Raw genomic sequence first — 288 nt, 5'->3', positions numbered from 1 at the left:
GAGCGTGGCTGGTGGTCTGGTGATGCGATGCCCATTCCGGCATGCCTTGCATACGGCTGGCCTCGCGAGGTGTCAAGCCGCGTGCCTTTCCTTTGACGAGATAGACTCCGGTGCAGGTAGCACGGCCACCGCCCGTTGCAGTCAATGCGGCCCCAAGTCCCTTGGCGCTGTAAAGTCGGTAGCCCTGTGCGTCCAGCAACCTCTGTGTTTTGACAGTTTTGAGTAGTCCAACCTCGATCAGCGACGATTGCCGTTCGGTCGGGACTACGCGGTGCAGCACAAATTGGG

At 60.1% G+C, this 288-nt stretch carries 1 pseudogene; it reads right to left on the bottom strand.

What is annotated here, in order from left to right:
* Positions 1–288: pseudogene (locus F1735_RS36130) on the bottom strand (hypothetical protein); the annotation flags it as partial.

The sequence above is a fragment of the Massilia genomosp. 1 genome, assembly GCF_011682185.1.
GTDB lineage: Bacteria > Pseudomonadota > Gammaproteobacteria > Burkholderiales > Burkholderiaceae_D > Telluria_A > Telluria_A rubra.
This window is presented reverse-complemented; position numbering and strand designations above follow the sequence as displayed.